The sequence below is a fragment of the Yersinia frederiksenii ATCC 33641 genome (genome assembly GCF_000754805.1).
Taxonomy (GTDB): Bacteria; Pseudomonadota; Gammaproteobacteria; order Enterobacterales; family Enterobacteriaceae; genus Yersinia; species Yersinia frederiksenii.
The window spans coordinates 289,161-311,899 of record NZ_KN150731.1 but is presented as its reverse complement, the minus strand read 5'-3'; the positions used below and the strand labels follow the sequence as shown (position 1 = coordinate 311,899).

Here is a 22,739-nt window from a genome sequence, read left to right as displayed (position 1 = left end):
ATGACAACTGATTGAATAATTTTTTGCCGAAATCGCATAACCAATCATTGCATGTTAGCTTTCCACTCCGTAAAATCCTCCAAAAATTTTGAGGCTATTATCTGTCAGGTCTTGATATGTTTGCCTCATATAATACTGCTTAATAGCCAGTAGCCATTCATTAATACTCTAAAAACCAGGATCCACAATTGGAAAAAAAACTCGGCCTGACTGCGCTAACCGCGCTGGTCCTCAGCTCTATGCTGGGTGCAGGTGTCTTCAGCTTGCCGCAAAATATGGCTGAAGTTGCCAGCCCGGCAGCTTTGCTTATTGGCTGGAGTATTACCGGCGTGGGGATCATTTTCCTGGCATTTGCGATGTTGCTATTAACCCGCCTACGGCCTGATCTGGATGGTGGAATATTCACCTATGCCAAAGAGGGTTTTGGCGACCTTATTGGTTTTTTCTCCGCTTGGGGTTACTGGCTGTGCGCCGTGATTGCCAACGTCTCTTACTTAGTGATTGTTTTTGCCGCCTTGAGTTTCTTTACCGATAAATCAGGCAATATTATCTTTGGTGAGGGAAATACCTGGCAGGCATTATTGGGTGCATCTTTCTTATTGTGGCTGGTGCATGCTCTGGTATTACGCGGGGTGCAAACTGCCGCCAGCATCAATCTAGCCGCTACCCTGGCGAAAATGCTCCCTATTGGTGGCTTTATTGTTCTGGCAGGTTTCGCCTTCAGCCTTGATACATTCAGTTTTGATTTTACCGGCATTGCGCTGCACACCCCGGTTTGGCAGCAAGTGAAAGACACCATGCTGATCACCTTATGGGTCTTTATTGGTGTAGAAGGCGCGGTGGTGGTTTCTGCCAGAGCACGGAATAAAAAAGATGTCGGTCGGGCCACCATGTTGGCGGTTATCTCCGCGCTCAGCGTTTACCTGTTAATTACGTTATTGTCCCTCGGTGTCGTGCCTCGCGCTGAATTGGCGGGTATGCGTAACCCTTCGATGGCAGGCATTATGGTTGAGATGATAGGCCCTTGGGGGGAGGTGATTATTGCCACCGGGCTGATTATTTCTGTTTGCGGCGCTTATCTTAGCTGGACCATTATGGCGGCTGAAGTGCCGATGGTTGCCGCTAACCACGGCGCATTTCCGAAAATATTCCGCCAACAAAATCAACACAACGCCCCAGCCAAATCACTGTGGCTGACCAACTGTGCGGTACAGGTCGCACTGATCCTTATCTGGCTGACTGGCAGTAATTACAATACCTTGCTGACGATCGCATCAGAAATGATTCTGGTACCCTATTTTTTGGTTGGCGCATTTCTATTTAAAGTGGCGCTAAAACGTCAGGATTGGCGGCTGATTGTGGTTGCCACTGGTGCTTGCTTATATGGTTTGTGGCTGATCTATGCTGCGGGATTACTGTATCTGCTGCTCTCTGCCCTACTCTACGCACCAGGATTAGCGGTGTTTATTTATGCACGTAAAGGGCATGAGGGACTCCGGTTACTCAATACGTTGGAGCGTGCGGCCATCGGTCTGGTATTGGTCGCCACTATCCCGGCAACCTGGCTCGCAATGCACTGAGTTAAAAAAGTGTGCCGAAATCAATATCTCAAATGGACAGGCCAGTTAAACGAGTTTGTCCATTTGAATATCCTGTTAAAGACACTAATAATTTTCCGTTCCCACTATGTCCACCGATAAACATTCATCTTTCTGACTCAGCCCCATCGATTGTGGAAATCTTTGCTTAATCTCACCAAGTTGAGCGGTTTCCAAAGCATAAGGCAACTGAATGTCCAGCGCGGTTATGCCCTGCTGTTCCGCTAGTCGAATCAAGCGAACAATATTAGTTTCATCGCTAAGTTGGGTTGATAAAACCTGTAGAGCCAAGGCCGTGAGCCGCTCTTGGGGTGTTCTCTCCAATTCAGTTTGCGATTTTACGACCATCCCGAAAATCGGCATAACACCATAAATGGCATCAATAAAACTCCAACGTTTTTTGCAAGAAACAGCCAGAAATTCCGTGTAATCGAAGCAGACTTTTTCACTGTGCACTGGCACACCAATACGTTCGCCACTCATCCCTCAGTCCTTAGCTGATCGATACAGCTATTCATTAAACTTAGATATTGATATATAAACGATGGGCGCAACTAGATAGAGATGACGATATAATCACTTACATTAATATAATGAAATAATTTGCCCGTTGTCTAGCAATCACTCACTAGCATTAATAACAAGTAGAATAAGTAACGTGCATAGTATTGCTGCCAACAGCGCGCTATGCTGAATTCCGGCACTTTTATAAACTGAAAAACATGACCAAAATAGTTTTTGTAGAAGACGACCCGGAGGTCGGAAAGCTGATCGCCGCCTATCTGGGCAAGCATGATATTGATGTACATGTAGAACCTCGCGGTGATACTGCACAAGCGGTTATTGAAGCTCAACAACCTGACCTGGTGCTGCTTGATATCATGTTACCCGGAAAAGATGGGATGACACTGTGTCGCGATCTTCGGCCAAGCTATGAAGGCCCAATCGTGCTGTTGACCTCACTGGACAGTGATATGAACCATATCCTCTCTCTGGAGATGGGGGCTAATGACTATATTCTGAAAACTACGCCGCCAGCGGTATTGTTAGCCCGCTTACGTCTGCATCTACGTCAGCACAATCAGCAGCAGACCAAAGAGACTATCAGCCCCCCACTCACTGGCCATAATGCAATTCATTTTGGTTTGCTGTGTATTGACCCGGTCAATCGGCAGGTCAATCTCAGTGATGAAGAGATTACGTTATCAACCTCTGATTTTGACCTGCTATGGGAACTGGCAACACATGCTGGAATCATAATGGATCGTGAGGCGCTACTGAAAAACTTACGCGGTGTCAGTTATGACGGGATGGACCGCAGCATCGATGTCGCTATCTCGCGTTTGCGCCGTAAACTCTATGACAATGCTCTTGAGCCTTTCCGTATCAAAACAGTGCGCAATAAAGGCTACTTGTTTGCCCCCAATGCATGGGAGTTTGTGCAGCAATGAGGAAGCTATTTATTCAGTTTTTCTTATTGCTCTTCGTCTGTTTTTTGGTGATGGCAATGTTAGTCGGGCTGGTTTATAAAGTCACGGCCGAGCGCGCTGGACGTCAATCGCTTGATGACTTGATGAAAAGCTCGCTATCTTTAATGCGTAGTGAGTTACGTGAGATCCCGCTGAAAGACTGGAACAAAACCATCGCGACATTAGATTTAAATCTTTCTTTTCAATTGCATATCGAGCCACTCGATAAACGTGACCTTGGTGAAAGGCTGAATAAACGTCTGCGAGCAGGCGAAATCATTGCGCTGGATGATGAATATACATTCCTACAACGCATTCCTCGCAGCCACTATGTCCTTGCAGTAGGCCCGGTCCCCTACCTATTTTATCTGCATCAGATGCGTTTGCTTGATTTAGCCTTACTCATTCTGATTGGTATGTCTTTAGCTTTACCTGTATTTCTCTGGATGCGCCCTCACTGGAAAGATTTACTTAAACTGGAGAATGCTGCCCAGCGCTTGGGGGCTGGCCACCTTGATGAGCGAACACATTTTGATCCTACATCCAGCTTAAGTCGCTTAGGGGTTGCCTTTAACCAGATGGCTGACAATATCAGCACGTTAATTATCAGCAAAAAACTGCTGATTGATGGCATTGCACATGAGCTGCGCACGCCACTGGTTCGCCTACGCTATCGTTTAGCAATGAGTGATAACCTGACGGACAGTGAACAACAGGCTTTGAATCATGATATTGGCCAGTTGGAAGCATTGATCGACGAACTTCTCACTTATGCACGTCTGGACCGACCGCAAGTCTCTCTTAATCTGGAACCCATAGATCTGCCGGGCTGGTTAACCACCAAGGTCATGGATATGCGCTTAATTCATAGTGAGCGCGAAATTGAGCTGGATATTCCTCATCACGGAGATTTTGGTGTCGTTGATCTGCGCCTCATGGAGCGCGTCCTGGATAACTTAGTCAATAATGCCCTACGCTATTCTACGAAACGGCTGCGGATTGGCTTGTGGTTTGATGGCGATAATGCCTGTTTACAAGTTGAAGATGACGGGCCAGGTATCCCACTGGAAGAAAGATCGCGGGTTTTCGAACCCTTTGTTCGCCTAGACCCAAGCCGAGATCGCGCGACAGGAGGATGTGGCCTGGGATTGGCTATTGTTCACTCCATTGCACTGGCTTATCAAGGCAGTATCTCGGTTGATGCCAGCTCATTAGGGGGCGCTAGCTTCCGATTCTGTTGGCCGGTAAAAAATCTTTCCTCACTGTCTACTGACCCAGATGGTCTTAAATAATTGCCACGAATGAAATAAGTTGGCATTTCAGATTTATGGAGTGTTCTATGACTAACGCTTATCAGCACCTGCGCACCACTTTCACTCGCCTTTCTCGCTTTGAGCATTTATCAGCTATCGCGGGATGGGATATGCAAACCATGATGCCAACAAAAGGGAATCTTGCTCGCTCAGAGGCTATGGCTGAGTTAAATGTACTGCAACACCAGATTCTAACGGCCAAACAAGTCGGTGAATGGCTGCAACAAGCCGAGCAAGAGACACTCAATGATATTGAACGGGCAAATGTGCGAGAAATGCGCCGCCATTACAATAATGCGGTGTTACTGCCAGAAGAATTGGTTGAAGCTAAATCATTGGCAGGCGCTCGGTGCGAACATGCCTGGCGGCAGCAACGCATTGCTAATGATTGGCGTGGTTTTGCAGAAAATCTGCGTGAAGTGGTCAAACTCAGTCGTGAAGAAGCATCAATTCGTGCTCAAGCCGCTGGCACATCCCGCTATGATGCCTTATTGAATTTATATGAACCGGGGACAACCAGCGCCGATCTGGAGCGTATTTTTGGCGATCTTAAGCAATGGTTACCTCAGTTATTACAGCAAGTCATCGCCAAACAAGCCAATGAGCGTTGCCTGATCCCACAAGGACCCTTTGATCGGGAAAAACAGCGTCAGCTTGGCTTGAATGTAATGAAAGTACTAGGCTTTGACTTTGATGGCGGGCGCGTTGATGTCAGCGTGCATCCATTCTGTGGTGGTGTCCCCCAAGATGTACGCATTACTACCCGTTATAATGAGCAGGAATTTCTCAGTTCATTAATGGGCATTGTGCATGAAACCGGCCACGCCCGTTATGAGCAAAACCTCCCTCGCGAATGGCTCGGCCAACCCATATCTCATGCTCGCTCGACGGCGATTCATGAATCGCAAAGCTTACTGTTCGAGATGCAATTAGCGCGTAGCAAAGAATTTCTGCAAGTTGTGCGCCCGCTGGTTATCCAGCAATTTGGCGAGCAACTCGCCTTTGATGAGCAAAATTTTGTGGCACTCAATCAGCGCGTCAAAACCGGTTTTATTCGGGTAGATGCTGATGAAGTCAGTTATCCTGCCCATGTTATTTTGCGCTATGAGATTGAAAAGGCACTCATCAGCGGTGAAATAGAGGTGGAAGATATACCCGCATTATGGAATGAGAAAATGCAGCAATATCTAGGGATTAGCACCGAGGGTAATTACCGTAATGGGTGTATGCAAGATATTCACTGGACGGATGGCGCTTTTGGTTATTTTCCAACTTATACACTAGGCGCTATGTACGCTGCTCAATTATTCCAAACCGCCCGTAACTCAATTCCTAACCTGGATAAAAGTATCGCCAACGGCGACCTTAGTGCCCTATTCACTTGGCTGCAGCAAAATATCTGGCAACATGGCAGTCGCTATTCAACCGCCGAGCTGATCACAAAAGCGACGGGTGAACCACTTAACCCCCGCTTTTTCCGCCAACATTTAGAACGTCGTTATTTATAATCAGTTTTCACCAACAATCCTTACCGCAAAATACTGCCCTCAGCTTGAGTGGCAGTATTTCTCTGCAAAGCTTAGATACCAACGTAATAAAAAATGTGCACATTATCAAAGAGAGCAGCTTTTTAACTGACATCATACTGGATGTTGTAACTAAAAATTGATATTTAAATAGGCTGCTGAATATATTGCATTACCGATTACTGATAGCCATCAGCCTTGTACAATCGGTTACAAGCCGAAACCAATGACTCACGGAAGCTAAGCTTCATTTCCTCTATTCTCATTACAACGACCCAACGGGGCCGATATACAAACAGAACACTGAGGAATAAATCATGAAAACAGTATTAGCTCTGATTGTTGCTGCTACTTTGGGGATGTCATCTGCCGCCTTCGCCGCAGACACGGTTGCACCGCCAGCAGCACCGATGGTGGCGGCACCTGCTGCACATAGTGCTCCAGCTAAAACTATGCACCACAAAAAAGCTGAAAAGTCGATGAAGTCTGATTCGATGAAAAAAATGGATAAAGCCGCACCGATGCAAAAAGCTCAAGCAGCCAAAAAACACCATAAAAAGGCAACACACAGTCAATCTGCCCCGGCAGTCGTCCCTGCCCTAAAGTAGCAGCCTCTAGCTAAATAAAGCTGGATCCAGCTCTCCATGAATGACTGTAACAGCTGATTCACTCAACACCCGGTTTTCCGGGTGTTTTTTATCAGGAGTGTTGAGAATGCTGCGTCGCTACTTATTTGAAATCACTTTCGCCACATTAGTTATTTGCGGGGTGATCACATTATTTTTTTATTTATAGTACAAGTTGCTTGTACCACACTAAAATTATTGAAAAATCAATTATCGACAACTTTCCACATGGCTAATTATGTCTATAGTTAGCGGTAGTGAAACTGATGATCGGCAGTTTAATCAATAGTTATCAGCTATGTGTTCATAGATAACCTCTTGGTCGGTAAATAAAGGCAAGGCTAACTATTTATGCGTTTATCTTCATTATTGCTACTAAGTTTATTACCTCTCTCTACCGCTATTGCCACCCCTTCCCCGACTGATACGCCAGCAGCAGATAGTAGTATTGCGGATCAAACTGTTCTATTTTTTGGTAAAGATGACCGTACAGCAATAACAGACAGTAACGAATGGCCATGGCAGGCTATCGGGCAAGTGGAAACCGCCAGTGGCAATCTTTGTACCGCAACGTTAATCTCCCCTCGTCTTGCGCTCACTGCTGGCCATTGCGTATTAGCCCCTCCAGGTAAGATTGACCGCGCCATTGCCTTACGATTTATTTCCCATAATGGTCATTGGAAATATCAAACGTCTCATCTGGAAACGTTGGTGGATGCTAAGTTAGGTAAAAAACTAAAACCCGATGGTGACGGCTGGATAGTTCCGCCCGCTGCTGCAGCTTATGATTTTGCTCTTATTCGATTAACCAATACCAAGAACATTCCAATCAAGCCACTGCCATTATGGGATGGCACCGCTAATGAGCTGACACAAGCACTGAAGCAAGTTGGTCGCAAAATAACGCAGGCAGGTTATCCGCTTGACCACTTAGACATACTCTACAGCCATGAGAATTGCCTAATTACTGGCTGGGCGCAGCAAGGTGTACTTTCCCACCAGTGCGATACTTTACCAGGAGATAGTGGCTCGCCCTTACTGCTGAAAGATGGCGAGAGCTGGTCTTTGATTGCCATTCAAAGTTCAGCACCCGCCGCTAAGGACCGCTATCTTGCGGATAATCGTGCTTTAGCTGTCACGGCTATTAGAGACCGGTTAAAAACATTGGCAAATAAAGTAACCAAGAAAGCCAAATAAAATATTAGGCGGTTAGGCTATTTAACGCCTGATTATTCTTTATTAACACTCTGGGGCTTTTGATTAAATTTAAAAACAAAAGTCCCACCGAGTGCGGCGGCGTATCGACTTAATGTTGTCAGGTTCGGTGAAATGATACCTTTCTCCATGCGGCTGATATTTTGCTTCTTCAGCCCCGCGCGTTGAGCGACTTCTTCCTGAGTGAGATGACATTGCTGACGGGCCGCTTTCAGCTCCGTCATCATTGCTTGCCGGATTTGTATATCTGAATACGCTTCACTGACCTGAGGATGATTTAAAGCCACAGCTTTAACTTCAGCAAAAGGAATAATGTCAAAATCGTCTTGTTTCTTCATGGCTGCAATCTCCGTTTAAGTTCCTTCATACGCTGATAGGCCAACATCAGTGTCCTTCTTGGGGTCTTTTGCGTTTTCTTTTGCAAAATATGAATGACATAGACCTGTCGTTCAGCTTGGTAAAAGAAAAAACCGCGCCCTAGCCCCTCCTTGGCACTGACCCGCAGTTCTTTTAGGCCCCGCCCGATATCGCGAACTACTGGCTCTCTCAGCTCATGTCCATATGCTTCAAGCTCATCCATAGCCTTAATCAAAGCCGCCTGTATACCTGCCGGTAATTTGAATAACTCTCGCTGCGACAACCGCAACAAATTAATCTTATACATAAGCAATCCTTGCTCTGAAAAAACTCTATCAAACTCACCTAATGTAATCAAACATGGTGACCTACAATCAGACAAACTTTGAACAAACCGCCTAATTGCCAAGACAGATATACCTGTAGTCAAAGGTGCCAGGCAATAATGAAGGGATTGAATACTGTAGTTAATTAGTGGCTCGCGATCGGCTTCGCAATAGAGTTGAGATTCGTCATCGATTACATATCAGAAATATAAATAACAATTGGTAAATCAAATGGATGATACGAAGACAATAATTAAAATGAAAGGGCATTGACGAAGAATTCCGCGCAAAAACAGTGATGTCTAAGCGCGGAATGGTATTAACTAAGCGGAGAGTTGTTCCATCGTTTGTAAAATACGCTTGTCGGAAATCGGATATGGCGTCCCTAATTGCTGGGCAAACAAGCTGACACGCAACTCTTCAATCATCCAGCGGACCTCTTTAACGTCTTCATCTTGCTGGCGTTTTGGCGGCAGCTTACTGAGCCATTGCTGCCACATCTGCTGCACATGTTCAACTCGTTGCATTTGTGCGCGATCACGATGAGGATCCACTGCCAGTTTCTCCATCCGGCGCTCAATCGCTTGTAAATAACGTAGTGTATCCGGCAAACGTTTCCAGCCATTATTGGTCACAAAACCCCGATAAATCAGGCCCCCAAGTTGCGCTTTGATGTCTGAAAGCGCTAAAGCCTGCGAGATATCTACCCGACCTTTCAGTCGCTTATTAATACTGAACACCGTGGTAAGGATCTGCTCAACTTGCTTGGCAATATCCACCACCGTTTCATTCAGCTCAGCGCGAACCTTTTCCTGTAGCTGAGCAAAATCAGCCTCTTGCCACACTGGGCCGCCATTTTGGGCCACCAGTTTATCCACCCCACAAGCGATGCAATCATCAATCAAATCCATCACTTTGCCATAAGTATTAAAATAGAGGCCAAGCTTAGACTTGTTCGGTAGCTTTTCATGCAAATACTTGATCGGAGAAGGAATGTTCAGCAGTAATAAACGCCGGGTTCCCTGCCACATTGCCTGTTGTTGCTGGGATTCTGTATCGAACAAACGAATGGCTACACTGTCTTTTTCATCCACCAGTGCCGGATACGCTTTAACTTCATATCCGCCACGGCGCTGTTCATAACATTCAGGAAGGGAGCCAAAGCTCCAGATATGTAAGCCATTTTGTTCGATACCATCATCAGCAACCGCAGAGAGCGTCTCCTGTACTTTCTCTTGTAGCTGCAATTTCAAGGCGGCAAGATCTTTGCCTTCACGCAGGGTGCGATTTTTGTCATCTAGCACACGGAATGTCATCTTCAGATGGTCTGGTACCTGCTCCCATTGCCAACTTTCACGTGACACTGTCACACCAGTCATGCGGCGGAGCTCACGCTCTAAGGCATCTAGCAGCCCTGTTTCCAGCGGCGTTGCCCGTGCCAGAAAAGCTTCAGCATAATTAGGTGCCGGGACAAAATTACGGCGAATCGGTTTGGGTAATGATTTGATCAGTGCCACCACTAACTCGCGGCGAATCCCAGGGATTTGCCAATCAAAACCCTGCTCCTGAACCTGATTCAGAATAGGCAATGGGATATGGACCGTAACCCCATCGGCATCAGTGCCCGGCTCAAATTGATAGGAAAGCCGTAACTTAAGGGTGCCTTGATACCAAAAGTTTGGGTAATCTAGCGGGTTAACTTTATTCGCGCCATCCTTGATAAGCATGGTTTTTTCAAAGTTGAGCAAGTCTGGCTGGGTCTGGCTGGTTTTCTTCCACCAGCTATCAAAATGACGAGCAGAAATAACATCACGACCAATTCGCTGATCATAGAAATTAAACAGTGTCTCATCATCGACCAGAATGTCGCGCCGACGGGATTTGTGCTCCAGTTCTTCCACTTCGGCCAGTAACTTCAAATTGGCCCGGAAGAAAGCATGGCGCGTTTGCCAATCGCCTTCGACCAAGCCGTGACGAATAAACAGCTCGCGACATAGCGGTGGGTCAATCAGGCCATAATTTATTTTGCGCTCAGCCACGATCGGTAAACCAAATAAGGTCACTTTCTCGCTGGCCATCACGGCCCCTTGCGCTTTCTCCCAATGTGGATCGCTATAATGGTGTTTAACCAGATGCTGCGCTAAAGGTTCAATCCACTCAGGCTCGATGCGAGCAGCAATGCGGCCCCACAAGCGGCTGGTCTCAACTAATTCGGCGACCATGCTCCATTTAGGTGGTTTTTTAAATAAACCTGAACCGGGGAAGATGGCAAACCGAGCATTGCGCGCACCAGTATATTCTTGCTTATCAACATCTTTCTGACCGATATGAGATAGCAAGCCGGTCAGGATTGCGGTATGCACACTGCGATAATCCGCAGCGACACTGTTGACTGGGATCCCCAGTTCTTTCACGACCTGACGCAGCTGAGTATAGATATCCTGCCATTCGCGTACCCGCAGATAGTTCAGGAAATCGCTGCGGCATAACTTACGAAATTGTGCTGATGACAGCTCTTTTTGCTGCTCTTTCAGGTAGTCCCACAAGTTAACAAATGCAAGGAAATCAGAGTCTTTATCGGCAAAACGGCGATGTTTCTCATCAGAGGCCTGTTGCTTATCCATTGGGCGCTCACGCGGATCCTGAATAGACAATGCCGAGGTGATAATCATCAATTCCCGCACACTGCCGCTTTTCTGTGCTTCAAGCACCATCCGAGCCAGACGTGGATCGACGGGCAATTGCGCCAACTGACGACCCAAAGCTGTTAATTGCTGATGACCATTATCGCCGGTTTGTATCGCCCCTAACTCTTCTAGCAGCCGCACACCATCTTGAATATTGCGTTTGTCCGGCGCTTCCACAAACGGAAATGCGGCAATATCCCCCAGGCCCAGTGAGGTCATTTGCAGAATAACGGACGCCAAGTTGGTACGTAGGATTTCAGGATCGGTAAATTCAGGGCGTGAGAGGAAATCCTGCTCAGAATACAGACGGATACAAATACCGTCAGACACACGACCACAGCGGCCTTTACGTTGATTAGCCGAGGCTTGAGAAATAGGCTCAATTGGCAGACGCTGAACTTTGGTGCGGAAACTATAACGGCTGATACGCGCCGTGCCGGGATCGATAACATACTTGATCCCTGGCACTGTCAGCGATGTTTCTGCAACGTTCGTCGCCAGCACAATTCGCCGCCCATGATGTGACTGAAACACCCGATTCTGCTCACTATTTGACAGGCGAGCATAGAGCGGCAGCACTTCGGTGTGCGGCAGATTCTGTTTTGTCAGTGCGTCCGCGGTATCACGAATTTCACGTTCACCGCTCATAAATATCAGAATATCACCGGGGCTTTCATGGCTCAGTTCATCGACAGCATCAAAAATCGCCTGCAATTGATCCCGTTCAACGTCGTCGGCATCGTCCACTATTGGGCGATAACGGACTTCCACCGGATAAGTACGGCCAGATACTTCAATAATCGGTGCATTATTGAAATGCTTGGAGAAGCGCTCGGGATCAATGGTGGCCGAAGTGATAATGACTTTAAGATCAGGGCGTTTTGGTAATAATTCGCGTAAATAACCCAACATAAAATCAATGTTCAGGCTGCGTTCATGCGCCTCATCGATAATTAAGGTGTCATATTGCATCAACAGCCGATCTTGCTGGATTTCAGCCAGTAAAATACCGTCGGTCATTAACTTAACCAGCGTATTCTCACCAACCTGATCGTTAAAACGGACTTTATAACCGACACATCCCCCCAGAGAGGTGTCTAGCTCATCAGCAATACGGTTCGCTACCGTCCGAGCCGCCAGACGCCGCGGCTGGGTATGACCGATGACCCCTTTAACACCTCGCCCCAGTTCCAGACAGATTTTCGGCAACTGTGTGGTTTTACCCGATCCCGTCTCACCGGCGACGATAACCACTTGGTGGTCGCGGATAGCATCATAAATATCTTGTTTCTTCTGACTAACCGGCAGATTTTCAGGATAAGTGATAGCCGGACAAGCCGCCCGACGGCTAGCAACCCGCAGCTTAGCCGCGGCGATTTCAGCCTCTATTTCACGGGTAATGGCCTCTATAGCCTCAGGATTATTGATTTTTCGTGCGCCTTGCAGCCGACGCCGCATCCGCTGTTGGTCACGGAGCATCAACTCACCGAGTTGGGAAGATAATGCTGCGAGTGAAGATTTCACGTTCAGTGTTCCTTGTTACGATGCGGCTGCCACTCAAGGTATCAGCCCAATGATTTGATGCTATGCATTTGATTAGCAGCTGTTTTTTATTAATAGATGCTGATTTTTACCGGCTAACTCTCTGAAAGAAACCCATAGCTTTTAATGATATATATCTTGCCGGATATGGTAACACAGTCAGTGTTTACGCCGTAACCCAACCGATATTGGCTAGCTGATTATCCTCATTCAATAAAATCGAACAAAGAACGCAAAATATTGCGCTATCACTGATAGAAAAAGTTGAATAAAGTGTATTCCATTGAAAGGGCGTATCGCCTAAGTCTCTGTTAGCTTTTAAGGAATTACGATGAGCAAAGTACTGGTCCTGAAATCAAGCATCCTGGCAAATTATTCACAATCTAACCAACTGGCTGATTTTTTTGTCGAACAATGGCAAGCTGCCCACGCTAATGATGAAATCACTGTTCGCGACTTGGCCGCTCAACCGATTCCGGTATTAGATGGCGAACTAGTTGGCGCTTTACGCCCTTCAGACGCAGCACTGACGCCGCGTCAACAAGAAGCGCTGGCACTCTCTGATGAACTGATTGCCGAATTGCAGGCAAATGATGTGATTGTCATGGCTGCACCAATGTACAACTTCAACATCCCAACTCAGTTGAAGAACTACTTTGACCTGATTGCCCGTGCTGGCGTGACTTTCCGTTACACCGAGAAAGGCCCTGAAGGCTTAGTAACTGGCAAACGTGCCATTATTCTGACCAGCCGTGGCGGGATCCATAAAGACACGCCTACTGACCTGGTTGTGCCTTACCTGCGTCTGTTCCTGGGCTTTATCGGGATTACCGATGTTGAGTTCGTGTTCGCAGAAGGTATTGCTTATGGTCCTGAAATGGCGACCAAAGCACAGGCGGATGCCAAAGAGTTACTGACTCAAGTGGTTAGCGCTTAATTAGCGAATGTAAATAAACACTTAACTTTCGCGCACTGGCGGGTGTCTCCGTTAATGCGCGACAGAAATGACCTTGTATTACCCTCGTTTTACCCAATAGTTCATTTATTCAAGATAGTGTCTGTTTTCAAGGTAATGTCAGCGCACCTTCGGGTGCGCTTTTTTATGCCCCGACATCTGACTCCTGCGCTAACAACGCCATGGCGCTCTCTTCATCCGTCACTAATCCATTCACCCAATGGCCGCTGAGCACAGCTTTGATAGCCTGATGTTTCTCTTTGCCACCCGCAATGGCAATAACCGGTTTCTCTGGCTGAATACGCAGACTGGCGCTAGTCAAACGCTTATCTAATTCGTAACTCACCCGTTGACCATTAATATCGATAAAGTTACCCAGCATTTCTGCGACCACATTCAATTCCAGCAATGCATCAACATCACGCTCTGAGATAAAACCGTCCTGATGCAGTGGACAGTGGTATCCCATTGAACCGATACCGATAAACGTGACATCCGCTTGTGCGGCTTTCTCTGTTACCGTGCGATAAATACGGTGATTGCACCACAGATCACGATCTGCGGCGCTGTCAGCAAATAGCGGTGCGGGCAAAATAAAATAACGCCCTTGGGTTTTCTCGGCCATCCATAGCGGAACGTCATAGCGAGTACAAGAACCATCAGCAGCAATCGCCCCGATAAGTGAAACGCAGCTGTGTTGCGGGCGCTCAAAATCAGGGAGCTCGTCAATAGCCGCTTTCAGGCTACGGCCAGAACCGACGCCAATAATCAGTGGCTGTTCTTGGCGTAAAAATAGTGCCATCACCTCTGCGCCAGCCACGGCAATGGCCCGCTGAATACCGGCACTGTCCATTGCCAAACTGGGCACAACCTGACACTGATACAAACCATACTGTTTTTGCAATTGATCCGCTAATGCCATACAGCGGCCAACCGGATGAGCAATATTGACGCTGACTAGCCCGTTATCAATGGCACAAGCCACCAGTCGTTGCGCAACCTGACGCGACACGCCCAATGCATCAGCAATTTCATGCTGAGTCTGCCCGGCAACGTAATACATCCAGGCCGCTCTGGCCGCCTGATCCAATTTTTTATCACTCTTATGCATGGGATTATCTGCGTGGATATCTGCGTGTGAAGTCACCATGTTAATCATTTTACGCCGCACTTTGGCAGATTTTTATCTCTGCTGTCATTTATGTGAGCTAAAGCCCAACTAAAGGGCAGAAGTTACACTAATCTAGCGCAATCAGAGCAAATGCCCAATAAAAGGGCTTACGCCCAAGATTTATCTTAACGCCTACTGTGATTGTGGAGAACATAATGAACACTGAGCTGAACTCAACCCCTGCTGTATGGCTACATATTGGCGCTGGCTCTTTCCACCGTGCCCATCAGGCCTGGTATCTGCACCGTTTGCGGGCCATGGGAGATAACCGCTGGTCAATTGCACTGGCCAATATTCGTGACGATGCGGCCCCATTGTTGGCGGCACTCGCCGCACAACATGGCGAATACATGCTGGAAACGGTCACCCCAGCAGGTGAGCGCCAGTACGAGAAAATTACCTCGCTGCGTAACATCATCCCTTGGGATAAAGAACTGAGCCATCTCGTGGAACAAGGTAGCCGGCCAGAAACCCGCGTGATCTCCTTTACCGTCACCGAAGGCGGCTACTATCTGGATAACCAATTTAACCTGCAACAAGATAACGCCGACATTCAGGCGGATCTTAAGGGTGATTGCCGGACAATTTACGGCGCTATCAGCCGTATTTTATTGCAAAGACAACAAATGCAGAGCGGCCCGGTGACACTGCTAAATTGCGATAACCTGCGTCACAATGGCGAACGCTTCCGTCATTGCCTGCTGGAATTTCTTGCCCTGCGCGACCAGCAAAGTCTACTGAGTTGGGCCACCAGCCAGACTCGCAGCCCAAATACCATGGTCGATCGTATTACCCCGCGCCCCTCTGACGACATTGCCCCGCGGGTGCTGGAGCAAACCGGCTTTGCCGACCAAGCACCAGTAATGGGTGAATCATTTATTCAATGGGTGATTGAAGATGATTTTATTGCTGGCCGTCCGGCGCTCGAGACAGTTGGCGTAGAGATGGTGGAGTCAGTATTACCGTATGAAGAAGCGAAGATCCGTATTCTCAATGCCAGTCACAGCTGTATTGCCTGGGCCGGAACCTTAATTGGGCAAAGCTATATTCATGAAAGTACTCAAACTGATGCTATTCGCCAGATGGCTTATGACTATGTCACTCAGGACGTCATCCCGTCACTGTCACCCAGCCCATTAGATTTAGCCCAGTATCGTGATGTGGTGTTGGACCGCTTTAGTAATCCGTATATCCGTGACACCAATCAACGGGTCGCCGCCGATGGTTTTTCCAAAATCCCCGGATTTATCACCCCAACATTAATGGAGTGCTACCAACGAGGCGATACGCCAGCAGCAACAGCCATGCTGCCCGCCCTGTTCTTTGTCTTTATGGAGAGCTGGCATCAGGGCACCCTGCCGTATGAATACCAAGATGGGATCCTGGATGCTGCAGCCGTTCACGCCATGTTCCAATCAACAGACCCGGTCGGCCTGTTTGCCCGCGATAGCAAACTGTTTGGTCCTCTCGCCAGTGACCATCAGTTTGAACAGTTATTACGTCAGTCCATTGACCGGGTAAATGCCTGGCTGATAGCGAACCATTAATCATCGACGAGGATTGGCTATGTATCTTGGACTTGACTTAGGCACATCAGAAATTAAGGCCGTGGTAATTGATGATCGGGGGCAGATTCTGGCCAGTGAAGGCGAGCCGCTCACTGTTCAACGCCCACACCCATTGTGGTCAGAACAAAATCCAACCGATTGGTGGCAGGCCACTCAGCGCGTAATGGGTCGCCTGCGCCATAAAATCCCACAGCATTGGGGGGAAATTCTCGCCATCGGTCTGTCGGGTCAAATGCACGGCGCAGTCTTGCTCAACCGAGAAGACCGCATCTTACGCCCAGCCATTTTATGGAATGATGCCCGTTGCGCCGAGGAGTGTGAGGAACTGACGCGCAATGCGCCACAGCTACATCAGATTGCCGGAAATCTGGCGATGCCCGGTTTTACTGCACCTAAGCTGTTGTGGGTGGCTCGCCATGAGCCGGAGATTTTCTCGCAGTTGGCAACGGTGTTGCTGCCAAAAGACTATCTTCGCTGGATGATGAGTGGCGATAAGGTCAGCGACATGTCTGACTCCGCCGGAACACTGTGGCTGGATGTAGCAAAGCGCGATTGGTCCGACTCCCTGCTTGCCGCCTGTGGGTTATCGCGCGATATGATGCCAAGGTTGATTGAAGGTAATGAACCCAGTGGTTATCTGAAAGCGGATATTGCCCGCGAATGGGGCTTGTCCGATAAAGTGGTGATTGCGGGCGGTGGTGGTGATAATGCCGCCAGTGCCGTCGGGATTGGCGCTATCAATCCTGGTGATGGTTTTATCTCTTTGGGGACATCCGGCGTCTTATTCGCCGTCAATGATTGCTACCGACCCAATCCACAATCAGCCGTTCACGCCTTTTGCCATGCTCTGCCGCATCGCTGGCATCAAATGAGTGTGATGCTAACAGCCGCCAGTGCCTTGCGCTGGTTATGCCAACTGCTGGGCACCAATGAGACCACCTTACTGTCAGAAGTGGCCCAACTTAGCCGCGCAGAGCAACGGCTAGCGCCCATTTTCCTGCCGTATCTCTCTGGAGAGCGTACCCCGCATAACGATCCCTTGGCCACGGGTGCCTTCCACGGCATGACCCACGCGACCGACCGGGCAGCATTAGGCTATGCGGTGCTGGAAGGTGTCACTTTCGGTATTACAGATGGCTTAAGAGTATTGCAAGAAGCAGGAACCCAACTTACTCAAGCCTCGCTGATTGGTGGTGGTGCGCGTAGCGTGTGGTGGGGGCAACTGATGGCTGACACTCTTAATTTGCCTATCGTCACACACAGTGGAGGAGAAGCTGGAGGGGCTTTAGGCGCAGCCCGCTTAGGGTGGCTGGCGGCAGGTGGAGATGAGCTGCGTGTTTGCACTAAACCGCAAATCGACCAACGGTTTATCCCTGATGTTAACCGGCAGGATGCCTTATTTTCCCGCCTTGAGCACTACCGATTGCTTTATCAACAACAAAGGCAACTGCGCCAATCATTAACACGATAAAGACAAGTTAGCTGTCCCTACAAACATGTCCCTATAAACAATAAGATAGCGCTTATGCGCCAAAGGAACTTGCCATGCAAAAAAAACCTACCCACTGGTTTGGTTTGCCAATGAATTTGTTCTGGGGTTACGTTGCCATTGCCATTTTTATGAGCGGCGATGGCTTTGAAATGGCCTTTTTATCTAAACACATCACGGATATGGGCTTTTCCCCAGCACAATCCGCCTTTGTGTTTACCCTCTATGGATTGGCGGCCGCGATAGCCGCCTGGAGTTCAGGTGTTGTCGCTGAAATTATTACGCCACAACGCGCCATGCGGATTGGTTTCATCCTCTGGGTGGTTATGCATTGCCTGTTTATGGTATTTGGTTTAGGCATCAAAAGTTATCCGCTGATGCTGCTGTTCTACGGTATCCGTGGTCTGGCATATCCATTATTTATCTATTCGTTTGTGATGCTTATCGTACAAAACGTACCGAAACAGCAACTCTCTTCTGCCATGGGTTGGTTTTGGGCAATGTACTCCATCGGGATTGGCGTGGTCGGCAGTTATTTGCCAAGTTTTACCATCCCGATGATTGGCGAAACCGGTACTTTGTGGTTTGCCATTGTGTGGGTCACTGTTGGCGGCATGATGGCGCTGATACTGCTGCGCAATGTGGGTACCGCGAGCCCAAAGGCCTCGCTCTCTAACAAAGAAAAAATAAAAGAGTTGTCGCGCGCAGTGACAATTTTATTTACCAATAAGAATATTTTCTTATCTTGCCTGATCCGCATCATCAACACGTTATCGCTGTTTGGCTTTGCCGTTATAATGCCGATCCTGTTTGTTGGCAGGCTCGGTTTTAGCATGTCAGAATGGCTACAAATCTGGGCTGTATTCTTCTTCGTGACCATTTTCACCAATATTATGTGGGGAATATTGGGCGAAAAAATTGGCTGGATGCGGCAAGTTCGCTGGTTTGGTTGCATTGGCTGCGCCCTTTCCAGCCTGGCGTTTTACTATATTCCCGTTCACTTCGGCCATAATTTCTGGGCGGCCTTGATTCCGGCGGTAATGCTAGGAATTACCGTAGCGGCCTTTGTTCCAATGACCGCCGTTTTCCCGGTGTTGGAGCCGGAACACAAAGGGGCGGCTATTTCGATTTATAATCTTTCTGCGGGCCTGAGTAACTTTGTCGCTCCCGCGATAGCCTCCTTGGTTCTGCCATTTTTCGATATTGTCGGTGTGGTGTGGGTTTATACCGCCCTCTATCTGATTGCAGCGGTGCTAACCCTGATTGTCAAAGTGGAGCAACCGGGCCACGTCGATACTTATTATCGTAAAGAATCACTTAACAGCCTTGATGCTCATCCTGTGGCGGTCAACTTACAGGCCGAGCGCTAACCGCACTATTTTCTTGATTGGAATTCATAGAGTTAAATATAAAAAAACGCCCGTTTAACACGGGCGCTTTTTTTAGTTCGAATTAAGTCGGCATAATAATTGTCAGCGCTGCATCCATTGGCCATTAATGCCGCGCACATATTCACCCGCAGCCGCACGGTTAACCAGCTTTTGCCCTGCCAGCTTGGCCACATCCTCAGTCGAAATATGATTTTTTTGCGCCACTTCCTGGTATTTTTCCGCTCTGGCGATATTAATTTGCTCCACCAGCGCCAGCGTTTCAGCGTCTTTTTTCACCGGGGCCAAATAGCCACTTAAGGTTTCGCCTACCCGGCCTTGCTGTTTGGCCTGCTCTAAGGTCAGCGCAAACACCCCCGTACTAAACAACAAACTGCCACTCAGGACCACAAAAGCCAGAATCACATTAATCAACCGTTGCTTGCCACCAATCCAGCCTGAAATTAGCTTTTTCATCGTGGCTCCTTAGAATAGATTGGATTGATTTTTAAGCAAATTTTCCACATCTTTATCTACTCGGATCTGGATTTCATGCTCAATTTTGACATTCATATTGATGGTGATAGGTTTTTCTGGAGTCGCTACCTCAAGGCGTAAACAACCACTGAGCAGGAAAATACCCAGCACAATTGCCACACGTTCCCATGTTAAGATTTTCATTCCTTCGCCCTCACCGGTATTGCTGTTGGTTGTAACGAGATAGTTTGCTGTAACCACTCTTGTAAATTGTCACCAAAACGCAGGCTACGCCAGAGTTGGAACACATTTTCCTCATGCTGATAATTCAATACTATCTCTCGTTTTGAGTTTTTCTGCGTATTCACCCCATGGATCTTCGAGCGTAACGTTAATTGGCCCAAATTATCCAGATCCACTGTGGCATAAGATTGATAAATTTCCATATAGCGTAACCAGTCAATCGCCGCACCGGCGACAAAATTACTTTCACTGATTGAATTAGCCAGATCCTGATCTAAACGCAGTGTCACCATACCATCATTGGCAAACCAGCCATTACGCACCAACCACTGTGGGTTATTCAAATACAAAGGTAATTCACCGTTCACTTTGCCCGACATAGCAAGCTGCTTAGGTTGCAGCACGGTAAATAGCTCACTTAAGTCGATAGAGGTTAATTTCAGCACTGCCGCATCATGTTGTGGTAAACGTAAGGCAGATAAACTCAAATGACCTTTCAGAATATCCATGCCAACGTGACTTAAGGTCAATGGGGCATCCTCTGAATACGGATAAGTGCCTTGAAGATCGGCGGTGATATTCTGCATTTCGAACAAATTAGTGACTGAGGCAATGCGCAGCATAACCGGCTCTTTTGCCCCTAACTGCCAATGGTGATTCTGTAAACGATACGACATGACAAAATCCAGCCCACTGAGCTCACCCTCTTTTAGCCACATCCCGCCATTCTTCACCACCCAATGCCCACCTGCAGTAAATCCTTGTTCACGGGCCGCCGAGAAGGCAGCTTGGGCATAAAGCTGCCCATCACGTAGCTTAATCCCAAGCTCTTGCGAAATCAGCGGCTGGAATACCGTCAATGACTGTTTCGGCCACCAGCCCTCACCACGTAAACGCTCTCCATCCCAACGACCTCGCAGTGGAATGGGCCCGATATCCTGAGCCTGTAATTTCCCCTGCCACAGAAAACTGTCAGGGTCTCGGCCATTGAGCTGCAATGACAATACCGCGGGAGGCAAATACCCCCCACCATCACTGAACGCCACTTTTTTAGCACCGAGTTCAAATCCGGCGATAAAGGCTGGATGATGGTTATCTCGCTGCCAGGTCAGTGGCTTTACCAAGGTCAACCGTGGGGCCTCAACCTTGACTAGCCCATACTCCAAGTGGTCAAAACCGGTCGACAGCTTCTCCAGTGTGATCAGGGAGCCTCGCCAATTCCCTTTACCGGCCATATCCCAACGCGCAGCCAGTGGTGGCAGACGGCCATTGCCCCAATATCGCCACTGCCAGTGACCTTTATCTGGCCAAAATTCTTGCGCCTGCCCGTCAAGATGCACATTAAAATTACCCCAGTAGCTATCCTGCGCATCGACTATAGCTTGTAGCCGCCCCGTCACACCTGCGGCGGTTACCTTAATGCCAGCCAACGGCCAACGGGCATCTCTTACGCGTAATTCCGGTGTCACATTGCCATGAGCACGCAATAATGCCCCAGGGCGTAAAACCCAGGTGGGGTTCAAAACTGAACCACTGAGCACTCCGGGAATAGTGGCATTGAGAATCATACTGTCCAGATTAGCTTGCCCACTGATCTGAAAATTTAAATTGCTGTTAATCATACTCAGATTACCCGGCCCGAGTGTCAGAACAGCATTGCCTTTGCCACTTTTCCCTGACGTTATTACGTTGATTCGGGCATCAATTGAGGCTTGATCCAGCCCTTGGTCCCAATCATGCAAGGTGAGATTAATACCGCCACTTAACGGCTGCTGGGCATATGGCCACTGCCATTGACCCTGAGTAATCTGAATTTGATTGGGTTCGATACGCCATGGCAGCCGAGCCAGCGGAGTGTCATCACCACGTTCAGTGAACGTCAAAACCCCCTGCTGCTGCGCCCAGCTCAAGTTCAATAATAGCGGCTTAGACAGATAACCGGTGGTCAAAACACCGTCGAGCGTCCCTTGCTCAGGCCACTCATCCAGCGACAGGGGGAACTTAATTTTCCCACTCAATTCAAAAGGTTGTGTAGTACCAGGAACCGCAATGGAGAATTGGTGTAGGCTCAGTTGCTGCTGCTCATCCAACATTGCAACAAAACTTAATTGCGGCCCCTGATAATGTAACTGTTGGACAAGTTTCTTCGTGTCGGGCGAGGTCAGCGTTAGTTTGCCAGCATATTGCTGCCACGGGATAATTTGCAAATTGGCGATGTTCAGGTCCAATACGGATAACTGCTGTTGCCAGTAGGCCAAATCTTGCGGAGCGCTCTCGCCACTGTTGGGGAGTTGGCTTAGGCAGGCAGTATCCAAGGCAACTCGATTAGCCCCTAATTGCCAGCGGCCCTGATGGAAACCCACACTCAATTGATCAATATTGGCGAGGGTACAATCTTGTACCTGATAGCGCAGTTGGGGAACACGCAATGCGCCATCATGCCAAACTGGCGGGCTGGATAAAATAAGCTGGCTACCTGCTGGCAGCCAATAATGTGCGATTTTTGGTAACCACTGCGGCAAAGTTTTCCATAATATCATCAGAGAAACTGCGCTGATTAATAACAACCAACCCACTATTTTTGCGCATTTAGCCATGACATGCCTTGTTTTATACCCTACACAACATCCAATGTGCTTTAATCTATGCAGCTTAATGTACTGCAAGATACCATAATATATAACTCTGCCCTTGTGACACGATGAGAACTTGCTGCCCTTGAAATGCGGAATAAAAACCTTACCTCATTGGCATGAGAATGTTACAAGCGCTCCACTCACTTATTATTGTCGCAAATTGTATGATTTATT

18 protein-coding genes are annotated in these 22,739 nt (G+C 48.0%); 10 read left to right on the top strand and 8 right to left on the bottom strand.

Annotated elements, in window-relative coordinates; all coding sequences use genetic code 11:
• Nucleotides 1–188: 188 nt before the first annotated feature.
• Nucleotides 189–1,580 (top strand): amino acid permease, encoded by a 1,392-nt coding sequence (locus tag DJ58_RS19890; RefSeq protein WP_004712048.1) that lies wholly within the window; start codon nucleotides 189–191, stop codon nucleotides 1,578–1,580.
• Between the two features lie 84 nt (nucleotides 1,581–1,664).
• On the opposite strand, the gene DJ58_RS19895 is transcribed toward DJ58_RS19890, so the two are convergent.
• Nucleotides 1,665–2,081: a hypothetical protein gene (locus DJ58_RS19895; protein WP_004712045.1), complete on the bottom strand. Its 417-nt coding sequence runs from the start codon at nucleotides 2,079–2,081 to the stop codon at nucleotides 1,665–1,667.
• A 239-nt stretch (nucleotides 2,082–2,320) separates the two neighbouring features.
• Between DJ58_RS19895 and rstA the strand changes: the two genes are divergently transcribed.
• From rstA to DJ58_RS19920, 5 genes are all read left to right on the top strand, one after another.
• The gene (gene rstA, locus DJ58_RS19900; RefSeq protein ID WP_032911863.1) at nucleotides 2,321–3,049 is read left to right on the top strand and encodes a two-component system response regulator RstA; all 729 of its coding nucleotides are present in this window, start codon (nucleotides 2,321–2,323) and stop codon (nucleotides 3,047–3,049) included.
• A complete protein-coding gene (gene rstB / locus DJ58_RS19905; protein ID WP_032911849.1) occupies nucleotides 3,046–4,359 on the top strand; it encodes a two-component system sensor histidine kinase RstB in 1,314 nt (437 codons plus the stop codon). The genes rstA and rstB overlap by 4 nt, the downstream gene beginning before the upstream one ends.
• Nucleotides 4,360–4,406: 47 nt before the next feature.
• Nucleotides 4,407–5,888 (top strand): carboxypeptidase M32, encoded by a 1,482-nt coding sequence (locus tag DJ58_RS19910; RefSeq protein WP_004712039.1) that lies wholly within the window; start codon nucleotides 4,407–4,409, stop codon nucleotides 5,886–5,888.
• A 335-nt stretch (nucleotides 5,889–6,223) separates the two neighbouring features.
• On the top strand, nucleotides 6,224–6,514 hold the full coding sequence (asr, locus tag DJ58_RS19915; RefSeq protein ID WP_004712036.1) for an acid resistance repetitive basic protein Asr: 291 nt from the start codon (nucleotides 6,224–6,226) through the stop codon (nucleotides 6,512–6,514).
• Nucleotides 6,515–6,883: 369 nt separating this feature from the next.
• Nucleotides 6,884–7,729 carry a trypsin-like serine peptidase gene (locus tag DJ58_RS19920; protein WP_004712035.1) on the top strand — a complete coding sequence of 282 codons (846 nt, stop codon included), beginning with the start codon at nucleotides 6,884–6,886 and terminating at the stop codon, nucleotides 7,727–7,729.
• Between the two features lie 32 nt (nucleotides 7,730–7,761).
• On the opposite strand, the gene DJ58_RS19925 is transcribed toward DJ58_RS19920, so the two are convergent.
• From DJ58_RS19925 to hrpA, 3 genes are all read right to left on the bottom strand, one after another.
• On the bottom strand, nucleotides 7,762–8,085 hold the full coding sequence (locus DJ58_RS19925; RefSeq protein WP_032911847.1) for a helix-turn-helix domain-containing protein: 324 nt from the start codon (nucleotides 8,083–8,085) through the stop codon (nucleotides 7,762–7,764).
• Nucleotides 8,082–8,411, bottom strand: a complete 330-nt coding sequence (locus tag DJ58_RS19930) for a type II toxin-antitoxin system RelE/ParE family toxin (protein ID WP_032911846.1) — start codon at nucleotides 8,409–8,411, stop codon at nucleotides 8,082–8,084. The genes DJ58_RS19925 and DJ58_RS19930 overlap by 4 nt, the downstream gene beginning before the upstream one ends.
• Nucleotides 8,412–8,753: 342 nt before the next feature.
• Entirely contained in the window at nucleotides 8,754–12,641 is a 3,888-nt protein-coding gene (gene hrpA, locus DJ58_RS19935) for an ATP-dependent RNA helicase HrpA (protein WP_004712031.1), read from the bottom strand.
• 349 nt (nucleotides 12,642–12,990) lie between these two features.
• Here hrpA and azoR point away from each other — a divergent pair, with 349 nt between their 5' ends.
• Nucleotides 12,991–13,596 carry an FMN-dependent NADH-azoreductase gene (gene azoR, locus DJ58_RS19940; RefSeq protein WP_004712029.1) on the top strand — a complete coding sequence of 202 codons (606 nt, stop codon included), beginning with the start codon at nucleotides 12,991–12,993 and terminating at the stop codon, nucleotides 13,594–13,596.
• Between the two features lie 163 nt (nucleotides 13,597–13,759).
• Here the strand turns inward: azoR and DJ58_RS19945 are convergent, their stop codons facing one another.
• Nucleotides 13,760–14,725, bottom strand: a complete 966-nt coding sequence (locus DJ58_RS19945) for a sugar-binding transcriptional regulator (protein ID WP_004712026.1) — start codon at nucleotides 14,723–14,725, stop codon at nucleotides 13,760–13,762.
• Nucleotides 14,726–14,940: 215 nt separating this feature from the next.
• On the opposite strand from DJ58_RS19945, the gene dalD reads away from it, so the two are divergent.
• The 3 genes from dalD to DJ58_RS19960 all read left to right on the top strand — a co-directional run bounded on the left by dalD (nucleotide 14,941) and on the right by DJ58_RS19960 (nucleotide 19,212).
• Nucleotides 14,941–16,332, top strand: a complete 1,392-nt coding sequence (dalD, locus tag DJ58_RS19950; protein ID WP_032913174.1) for a D-arabinitol 4-dehydrogenase — start codon at nucleotides 14,941–14,943, stop codon at nucleotides 16,330–16,332.
• 19 nt (nucleotides 16,333–16,351) lie between these two features.
• Nucleotides 16,352–17,824, top strand: a complete 1,473-nt coding sequence (gene xylB / locus DJ58_RS19955; protein WP_004706669.1) for a xylulokinase — start codon at nucleotides 16,352–16,354, stop codon at nucleotides 17,822–17,824.
• 74 nt (nucleotides 17,825–17,898) lie between these two features.
• Nucleotides 17,899–19,212 (top strand): MFS transporter, encoded by a 1,314-nt coding sequence (locus tag DJ58_RS19960; protein ID WP_032913173.1) that lies wholly within the window; start codon nucleotides 17,899–17,901, stop codon nucleotides 19,210–19,212.
• A gap of 102 nt (nucleotides 19,213–19,314) precedes the next feature.
• Here the strand turns inward: DJ58_RS19960 and DJ58_RS19965 are convergent, their stop codons facing one another.
• Genes DJ58_RS19965 through DJ58_RS19975 form a run of 3 tightly spaced genes read right to left on the bottom strand, consistent with a single transcriptional unit; the run spans nucleotide 19,315 to nucleotide 22,526 of the window.
• Entirely contained in the window at nucleotides 19,315–19,686 is a 372-nt protein-coding gene (locus tag DJ58_RS19965; RefSeq protein ID WP_004706667.1) for a YdbL family probable chaperone protein, read from the bottom strand.
• Between the two features lie 9 nt (nucleotides 19,687–19,695).
• Complete coding sequence (locus tag DJ58_RS19970; protein ID WP_032910206.1) at nucleotides 19,696–19,890, bottom strand: YnbE family lipoprotein; 195 nt, start codon at nucleotides 19,888–19,890, stop codon at nucleotides 19,696–19,698.
• Complete coding sequence (locus DJ58_RS19975; protein ID WP_004706665.1) at nucleotides 19,887–22,526, bottom strand: YdbH family protein; 2,640 nt, start codon at nucleotides 22,524–22,526, stop codon at nucleotides 19,887–19,889. The genes DJ58_RS19970 and DJ58_RS19975 overlap by 4 nt, the downstream gene beginning before the upstream one ends.
• Nucleotides 22,527–22,739 lie beyond the last annotated feature (213 nt).